Source organism: Arthrobacter sp. Y3225209 (assembly GCF_059090685.1).
The window spans coordinates 34,083-41,585 of sequence record NZ_JBNHFW010000030.1 but is presented as its reverse complement, the minus strand read 5'-3'; the positions used below and the strand labels follow the sequence as shown (position 1 = coordinate 41,585).

General features: G+C 66.0%; 9 protein-coding genes. 3 read left to right on the top strand and 6 right to left on the bottom strand.

Annotated features, from left to right (window positions below):
* From AC5RVB_RS14470 to AC5RVB_RS14455, 4 genes are all read right to left on the bottom strand, one after another.
* On the bottom strand, window positions 1–280 hold a 280-nt coding region (locus AC5RVB_RS14470; RefSeq protein ID WP_494143002.1), incomplete at its 3' end, for an urease accessory UreF family protein.
* 1 nt (window position 281) lies between these two features.
* Window positions 282–1,988: an urease subunit alpha gene (locus AC5RVB_RS14465; protein ID WP_494143001.1), complete on the bottom strand. Its 1,707-nt coding sequence runs from the start codon at window positions 1,986–1,988 to the stop codon at window positions 282–284.
* Window positions 1,989–1,990: 2 nt separating this feature from the next.
* Entirely contained in the window at window positions 1,991–2,305 is a 315-nt protein-coding gene (locus AC5RVB_RS14460) for an urease subunit beta (protein ID WP_227929655.1), read from the bottom strand.
* An 8-nt stretch (window positions 2,306–2,313) separates the two neighbouring features.
* The gene (locus AC5RVB_RS14455; RefSeq protein WP_227904126.1) at window positions 2,314–2,616 is read right to left on the bottom strand and encodes an urease subunit gamma; all 303 of its coding nucleotides are present in this window, start codon (window positions 2,614–2,616) and stop codon (window positions 2,314–2,316) included.
* Window positions 2,617–2,718: 102 nt separating this feature from the next.
* Here AC5RVB_RS14455 and AC5RVB_RS14450 point away from each other — a divergent pair, with 102 nt between their 5' ends.
* Window positions 2,719–3,468, top strand: a complete 750-nt coding sequence (locus tag AC5RVB_RS14450; RefSeq protein WP_227904128.1) for a sulfite exporter TauE/SafE family protein — start codon at window positions 2,719–2,721, stop codon at window positions 3,466–3,468.
* Between the two features lie 58 nt (window positions 3,469–3,526).
* Here the strand turns inward: AC5RVB_RS14450 and AC5RVB_RS14445 are convergent, their stop codons facing one another.
* On the bottom strand, window positions 3,527–4,132 hold the full coding sequence (locus AC5RVB_RS14445) for a hypothetical protein (RefSeq protein WP_341482051.1): 606 nt from the start codon (window positions 4,130–4,132) through the stop codon (window positions 3,527–3,529).
* Between the two features lie 206 nt (window positions 4,133–4,338).
* Between AC5RVB_RS14445 and AC5RVB_RS14440 the strand changes: the two genes are divergently transcribed.
* Window positions 4,339–5,235: a phosphodiesterase gene (locus tag AC5RVB_RS14440; RefSeq protein ID WP_269436395.1), complete on the top strand. Its 897-nt coding sequence runs from the start codon at window positions 4,339–4,341 to the stop codon at window positions 5,233–5,235.
* 27 nt (window positions 5,236–5,262) lie between these two features.
* Here the strand turns inward: AC5RVB_RS14440 and AC5RVB_RS14435 are convergent, their stop codons facing one another.
* The gene (locus AC5RVB_RS14435) at window positions 5,263–5,682 is read right to left on the bottom strand and encodes a pyridoxamine 5'-phosphate oxidase family protein (protein ID WP_227904130.1); all 420 of its coding nucleotides are present in this window, start codon (window positions 5,680–5,682) and stop codon (window positions 5,263–5,265) included.
* A 139-nt stretch (window positions 5,683–5,821) separates the two neighbouring features.
* Here AC5RVB_RS14435 and AC5RVB_RS14430 point away from each other — a divergent pair, with 139 nt between their 5' ends.
* A complete protein-coding gene (locus AC5RVB_RS14430; protein WP_494143000.1) occupies window positions 5,822–7,495 on the top strand; it encodes a catalase in 1,674 nt (557 codons plus the stop codon).
* Window positions 7,496–7,503 lie beyond the last annotated feature (8 nt).

The following is a 7,503-nucleotide window of genomic DNA, read 5'->3' as shown; positions in this document are numbered from 1 at the left end:
GGGAGGCGTCCCGCTGCGCGGCGGAGGGCGTGCGCGCGTCCAGGGCCGCCTCAATCCGGTCAAACCCCGAATCCGTCCGGTGCGCCAGCACCGCCGCGGCGGTTTCCACGCGGACAACGGTGTGCAGCCGGGAGCGCAGGTAGGGATATACCCCGTCCACGCCCAGCCCGGCAATCACTGCCGGTTCCAGGCCGGCCGAGTGCGAGTAGGCCCCGGAGGGCAGGCGGGAATCGGCCAGCAGAAACGCGGCAATTCCGGTGTCGTCGGGCACGCTCGTCATGTCAGAACAGCGAGTAGCGCTGGGTCAGGGGCAGGTCGGAAACGGGGGCCGGTTCAATGACCTGCCCGTCGATGCTGACCATAAATGTTTCCGGGTTCACCCGGATGTCCGGCAGCGCCGTGTTGTTGGGCAGTGACGCCTTGGTGACGTTCCGGGTGGAGCGGATGGGGGTCAGGGAACGGACCAGGCCCAGCCTGTCGGCCAATCCGTCCTCGAGGGCCGCCGGTGCCACAAAGGAGGTGGACAGGTGCGGTGCCGACGACGCCGTCCCGGCCAGTGCCTCGCGCATCCAGACCGGCTGCGGCGTGGGCAGCGTGGCATTTGGATCACCCATCTGCCCGGCCACAATGGCGCCGCCCTTGATCACCAGGGCCGGCCGGATCCCGAAGAACGCCGGTTCCCAGAGCACCAGGTCCGCCATTTTTCCGGTCTCGATGGATCCCACCTCGTGGTCAATGCCGTGCGCCACCGCGGGGCAGATGGTGTATTTGGCAATGTACCGGCGCACCCTTTCGTTATCTGCCGGCAGCGCGGATTCCGCCGCACCCATGTAGTCCTTCATCACGTGGGCCACCTGCCAGGTGCGGGTGATGGTTTCCCCGATCCTGCCCATGGCCTGGGCATCCGAGGAAGTGATGGACATGGCGCCCAGATCCTGCAGCACGTCCTCGGCCATCATGGTGTTGGCCCGGATCCGGGACTCGGCAAAGGCCAGGTCCTCGGGGATCCTCGGGTTCAGATGGTGGCAGACCATCAGCATGTCCAGGTGCTCGGCCACGGTATTGACCGTGAAGGGCAGTGTGGGGTTGGTGGAGGCCGGCAGCACATTCGCGGCGGCCGCTACCGTAATAATGTCCGGGGCATGGCCGCCGCCGGCACCCTCGGCATGGAAGACGTGGATGCCCCGGCCCTTGATGGCGGCAAGGGTGTCCTGGACGTAACCGGCCTCGTTGAGCGAGTCCGCGTGCAGTGCCACCTGGACACCCCACCGGTCCGCAGCGGTCAGCGCGGCGTCGATGGCGGCCGGCGTCGAGCCCCAGTCCTCGTGGACCTTGTACCCGGCGGCGCCCGCGAGTGCCTGTTCCCCGAGGGCCGCCTGGCTGACGGTGTTGCCCTTGCCGTAGAGCAGGAAGTTCATGGGCAGGTGATCCAGCGCCCGGTGCATAACCTGCAGGTTCCAGGCTCCGGGGGTCACGGTGGTGGCCTTGGATCCTTCCGCCGGGCCGGTTCCGCCACCGCCCACCGTGGTGATGCCGGAGGCCAGCGCCTCGCGCAGCGCGTCGGTGCCCAGCAGGTGTACATGCGTGTCGATGCCGCCGGCGGTGAGAATGCGTCCCTCTCCGGACACCACCTCGGTGCCCGGACCAATCACCAGGGCCGGATGGACGTTGTCCATGATGTCCGGATTGCCGGACTTCCCGATGCCGGCAATCCGGCCCTGCCGCACACCTACATCGGCGCGGACAATGCCCCAGTGGTCCACAATCACCACGTTGGTAATGATCAGGTCCGGGGCTCCCTCTGCCGAGGTGCGGGTGGACTGGGCCATGGATTCGCGGATGTTCTTGCCGCCGCCGAACACGGACTCGTCACCGCCGAAGGTGTAGTCCTTTTCCGGGCTGATCCACAGATCAGTGTCTCCCAGCCGGATGGAGTCGCCGACGGTGGGTCCGTAGAGATGGGCGTATTCGTGCCTGCTGATGTGCATGCCTAGGCGCCTTCCTGCAGTGTGTCGGGCCGAAGCCGGAGGCCGGGAACGGTGCCGGTGCCTGCCAGCCGGACGAGGGTGACCTCACGGGAGGCGCCGGGCTCGAACCGCACGGCAGTTCCTGCGGGCACACCGAGGCGGAAGCCGACGGCGGCTGCCCGGTCGAAGGTCAACGCGGCGTTAACGTCTGCGAAGTGGAAGTGGGAGCCGATCTGCACCGGACGGTCGCCGTCGTTGGTAACAACCAGCGTGCGGGTTTCCCGGCCGGCATTGATCTCCAGGGCGCCGTCGGCGGTACGGATTTCGCCGGGAATCATGCGGCCGCTCATGAGATCGGGTCCGTGATGGTGACCAGCTTGCGGCCGTCCGGGAACGTGGCTTCAATCTGCAGGTCCGGGATCATTTCCGGCACCCCCTCCATCACGTCGTCGCGGCGCAGCACCTGCCGGCCCTCACTCATCAGGTCGGCTACCAGCCCGCCTTCCCGTGCCCGTTCCATGACCCAGCAGGAGAGCAGGGCCACGGCTTCGGGGTAGTTGAGCCGGATGCCGCGGGCGCGGCGGTCGCGGGCAACCATGCCTGCCACGCTGAGCAGCAGCTTGTCCTTGTCTGCGGGGGTGAGGAACATGCGGCGATTCTGCCACCGGGTTGTTTCCGTCGTGTTGCGCAGGGGGTGTTTGTGACAGATTGCGAATTGGGCGGGGCCCGTGCCCCGCCATAGACTGCGGCGGTGAGTTCCGGACTGCTGCTAACCGTGCTGATTGCCGTCTTCATTGGTGGCATCGCCCAGCGTGTGGCCGGCATCGGTTTCGGCCTGCTGCTGGCACCGTTCCTTATTGTTGCCCTGGGCCCGGCTCCGGGCGTCGTCGTGACGAATGTGTGCGGGGCTGTCGCTGCCGGACTGGTGATCCGTTCAGTGTGGCGGCGGATCGACTGGCGGATGTATCGGTGGCTGATGCCGCCGGCGGCTGCCGGGGTGCTGCTGGGTACCTATGCCGCCTCACAGCTGCCCGCGCCGCCGCTGGAAATAGGTGTTGGCGTTTTTATGCTCGCCGCCCTGACCTCCTCCCTGCTGCTAACGCGGACCGACGTGGTGCTGCGCGGCGGGCCGCCGAAGCTGGCCGCCGGCCTGCTCGCCGGTCTGAGCAATTCCATGGCCGGTGCCGGCGTGCCGGCAGTGAGCGCCTACGCCGTGCTGGCACGCTGGCCGCAGCCGGCATTTATGGCCACCATGCAGCCGTTCCTGGCGTCCCTGAGCTTGGCGACCATTCTGGTCCATGCCGTCCTGGATCCCGGCCAGTGGCCGGATCTGCAGTGGTGGATCTGGCTGTTGCTCCTGGTGCTGACGCTGGGCGGGCTGCGGACCGGAGCGGCGCTGGCACAGCATGTACCGCAGGCTGCTGCACGGCGGGCCGTGATTGTGCTGGCCTACCTCGGCGCTGCGTCTGCCGTGGTGAAAGGCGTCATCGGTTTGCAGTAACGGAACCGGCCGTGGCCGTAACTGTGCGGGCCGCCGCCCGCCGCCCGCCGCCCGCCGTCTAGTTCTTTGCTGCCTTGTCCTTAACCGCCTTACCCGCGGCCGCTGCGGCTTTGCCGGCTGCTGTGGCCTTGGCAGCTTTGGCTGCGCCCTTGGAAGCCTTCCCCGCTGCCTTGCGGGCAGCCTTGCCTGCTGTCTCCACACCGGCCACGGCGGCTGCCGCCTTCACGGGGGTCGGAACCTTCACCACTTTGACCTTGGTCTTCTTCTTTCCGCCGTCCAGGAGCAGGGCGGCGGCAATACCGGCCATCCACGTGTCCTTGGCCAGGCCGGTACCCGCAGCCGTGGGACGGATCCCGTCCTCCTCGGTCATGCCGGGGGTTTTGAGGTACATGCGGATCATGCCGCCGGAGAATGCGCCCAGAATCAGGCCCGCCAGCCGGCTGGGAATGAAAGGCAGCAGGAGGGAAAGGCCCACACAGATCTCGGCATTGCTCAGCAGTTTGCCGAACCGCACCGCATCAAGGTCCTGGACCTGCGGAAAGGCGTTTGCGGCCATCTGCTGCAGGCCGGCGGCCGATTCGGCATCGAGGTTGCGCTTGTTGAGGCCGGAATTCAGGATGAAAGCGCCGGTGGTGAGCCGCAGGGGGAGATGGCTGAGTTTCATGGACGTTCCTTCGCAGACGTAAGGGTACAAACCTGCCACCGAGCCTACGGCCGGTCCGGTCCCGCGCGCCAGAGCAGTTCCTTCCGATTCCCGTGGCCGGCAGCCAAAACCCGGCGAAACGCGCCCGTGCAGGTTACTCCGGGGCCGCGATGTCTGCTTGTATGGAAGAGGTACGCAGTAGCAGCTGTCGAGTCGAGAAGGTTCTGATGGATTTCCGCCCGGCCGAGCATCCCCGTCCGCGCCACTTCCTCCTCCACCTAAGCGATACCCACCTGCTGGGAGGTGAAGCACCTCTCTACGGTGCCGTGGACAGCCACGCCAACCTCCGGAACCTCTTCGCCCGGCTGGAAGACAGCGGGCAGCGGCCCGACGCCCTGGTGTTCACCGGCGACCTTGCCGACAAGGGTGAAGCCGGGGCCTACGCGCGGATCCGTGACATTGTCCTGCCTGCTGCGGAGCGAATGGGCGCCCAGGTCATCTGGGCCATGGGCAACCACGACAACCGGGCCCGCTTCCGGGAAATCCTGCTGAACGATGCCCCGGAGATGTCTCCGGTGGACCAGGTGCACCATGTGGGCGGGCTGCGCATCATCACCCTGGACACCAGCGTCCCGGGGCGGCATTACGGCGAACTGGCGGACACCCAGCTGGCCTGGCTCCGCCGGGAACTGGACACTTCCGCTCCGGACGGAACCATCCTCGCGATGCATCACCCGCCCGTGCCGAGCGTGCAGGACCTTGCCGTGCTGGTGGAACTCCGCAACCAGCGGGACCTGGCGTCAGTGCTGTCCGGGACGGACGTGCGTGCCATTATTTCCGGGCACCTGCACTACTCCACGTTCAGTACCTTCGCCGGCATTCCAGTGTCCGTGGCCTCCGCCACCTGCTACGCACAGGACCTTTCCACCCCGGGGACCCGCGGGCAAAACGCGGGTCAGGGGTACAACATGGTGCACCTGTATGAGGATTCGGTGGTGCACTCGGTGGTTCCCCTGGAGGAAAGCACCACCGTGGGCGAGCGGGTGGGGCCCGAGGAGACTGCTGCCCGGCTGGCTGCTGCGGGAATCCGCATTCCCGAGGACCGCCGGCTTACCTCGGCCTGAACCCTCGGCGGCCCCACGCTGGCCGGATCACTCCGGTTCCGGCCCCAGATTGAAGAATCGTCCCGAGAGGGTTTCCGGAGTGAGCTCCACAAAGCGGTATTTTTCGGTCCGGACCCAAGGCTTCAGCGGCAGCTTTTCGGCAGCCTCGATCTCCGCGGAGGTCTCCAGTTCCCGGGTGGTGCCCTGCACGATGACGGACCAGGCCTGGTCACTGTGGACGCCGTCCGCTTCGAATGCCACGTACGAGTTGACCGTGAGCTCCGCGAGCTTGGTGCCGGGCGCCGTCCGGAAGAGAATCACGCCGTCGTGCGCAAAATAGTTGATCGGAAAGATGTTGGGCCGGTTGGCGACACTGACCGCCAGCCTGCCGTGGAACGTGTGTTCGAGGTACTTCCAGCTTTGCTCGGAGGTCAGTTCCACTACCGGGGGGCGCTCGTCACTTGTCATGTTTCCAGTGTGCCAAGGGGGATCCCCGGCCGCTACTATCAGGCTGCTTACGAACTTGACTGACTGCGGGGTTTTGAAGAGAGTTGAGAGGGTAGTTATGCCAGCCAGCTATGGACCTCACACACTCAGAGAGCACGTGATGACAGAAGCAGATACGCAGAATCCCGGTAACGGCCAGAACAATGCCGAGGCCCCCAAGACACTGACCACCCGGCAGGGACACCCGGTCTACGACAACCAGAACACCCGTACGGTGGGCGCCCGCGGACCGGCCACGCTGGAGAATTACCAGCTCTTGGAAAAGATCAGCCACTTCGACCGTGAACGGATTCCGGAACGCGTGGTGCACGCCCGCGGTTTCGTTGCCTACGGCGAATTTGAGGCTTCCGGCAAGTGGGGCGACGAGCCCATTGCCAAGTACACCCGCGCCAAGCTCTTCTCCGAGCCGGGCAAAAAGACCGACGTCGCCATCCGGTTCTCCTCGGTGATCGGCGGCCGCGACTCCTCCGAAGCCGCCCGCGATCCGCGCGGCTTCGCCATCAAGTTCTACACCGAGGACGGCAACTGGGACCTGGTCGGCAACAACCTGGGCGTCTTCTTCATCCGCGACGCCATCAAGTTCCCGGACGTGATCCACTCCCTCAAGCCGGACCCCGTCACCTTCCGCCAGGAGCCGGCGCGCATCTTCGACTTCATGTCGCAGACCCCGGAGTCGATGCACATGCTGGTGAACCTGTTCAGCCCGCGCGGCATCCCCGCCGACTACCGGCACATGCAGGGCTTCGGCGTGAACACCTACCGCTGGGTCAACGCACAGGTCGAGTCCAAGCTGGTTAAGTACCACTGGCAGCCGCAGCAGGGCGTGAAGTCCCTGACCGAGGAAGACGCCGCGAACATCCAGGCCAATGACCTGGGCCATGCCTCCAAGGACCTGTACGAGGCCATCGAACGCGGCGACTACCCCAAGTGGGACCTGTACGTGCAGCTGATGGATGACCACGATCATCCTGAACTGGACTTCGATCCGCTCGATGACACCAAGACCTGGCCGGAGCAGGACTTTGAGCCCAAGTACGTGGGCACCATGACCCTGAACCGCAACGTCACCGACCACCACAACGAGAACGAGCAGATCGCCTTCGGTACCGGTGTGCTGGTGGACGGCCTGGAATTCTCCGACGACAAGATGCTGGTGGGCCGTACGTTCAGCTACTCGGACACGCAGCGCTACCGCGTGGGCCCGAACTACCTGCAGCTTCCGGTGAACTCCGCGAAGAATGCCCGGGTGGCGACCAACCAGCGCGGCGGCCAGATGTCCTTCGGCACCGACCTCGCGCCGGGCCAGAACCCGCACGTGAACTACGAGCCGAACATCACCGGCGGCCTGCAGGAAGCCCCCAAGCCGGAGCAGGCCGAGGTTGGCCCCGAGCTGGAGGGGCGCCTGACCCGTGCCCGCCTGCCGCGCACCAATGACTACATGCAGGCCGGCCAGCGCTACCAGCTGATGGAGCAGTGGGAGAAGGACGATCTGGTCGCCAACTTCGTGGCCAACATCGGCGAGGCGGTCCGGCCGGTGCAGGAGCGGATGCTCTGGCACTTCTACATGTGTGACGACGAGCTGGGCGCACGAGTGGGCGAGGGCCTGGGCATCAGCCTGGATGAGATCAAGGATCTTGGCCCGCTGGCTACCCAGACGCTCAACGAGGAAGAAACCGTGCGGATGAAGAACCTGGGCCACAACGGTCCCCGCAACGTCGAAGGCCTCACCATGACGCACTGCGTGCCCAATGAGCACGTGGTGGTCACCCGCTAGGACAGCAC

Coding starts and splice junctions, on each gene's coding strand:
- AC5RVB_RS14465 (WP_494143001.1), bottom strand. CDS start 1,988: ATGCACATCAGCAGGCACGAATACGCCCATCTCTACGGACCCACCGTC.
- AC5RVB_RS14460 (WP_227929655.1), bottom strand. CDS start 2,305: ATGATTCCCGGCGAAATCCGTACCGCCGACGGCGCCCTGGAGATCAAT.
- AC5RVB_RS14455 (WP_227904126.1), bottom strand. CDS start 2,616: ATGTTCCTCACCCCCGCAGACAAGGACAAGCTGCTGCTCAGCGTGGCA.
- AC5RVB_RS14445 (WP_341482051.1), bottom strand. CDS start 4,132: ATGAAACTCAGCCATCTCCCCCTGCGGCTCACCACCGGCGCTTTCATC.
- AC5RVB_RS14440 (WP_269436395.1), top strand. CDS start 4,339: ATGGATTTCCGCCCGGCCGAGCATCCCCGTCCGCGCCACTTCCTCCTC.
- AC5RVB_RS14435 (WP_227904130.1), bottom strand. CDS start 5,682: ATGACAAGTGACGAGCGCCCCCCGGTAGTGGAACTGACCTCCGAGCAA.
- AC5RVB_RS14430 (WP_494143000.1), top strand. CDS start 5,822: ATGACAGAAGCAGATACGCAGAATCCCGGTAACGGCCAGAACAATGCC.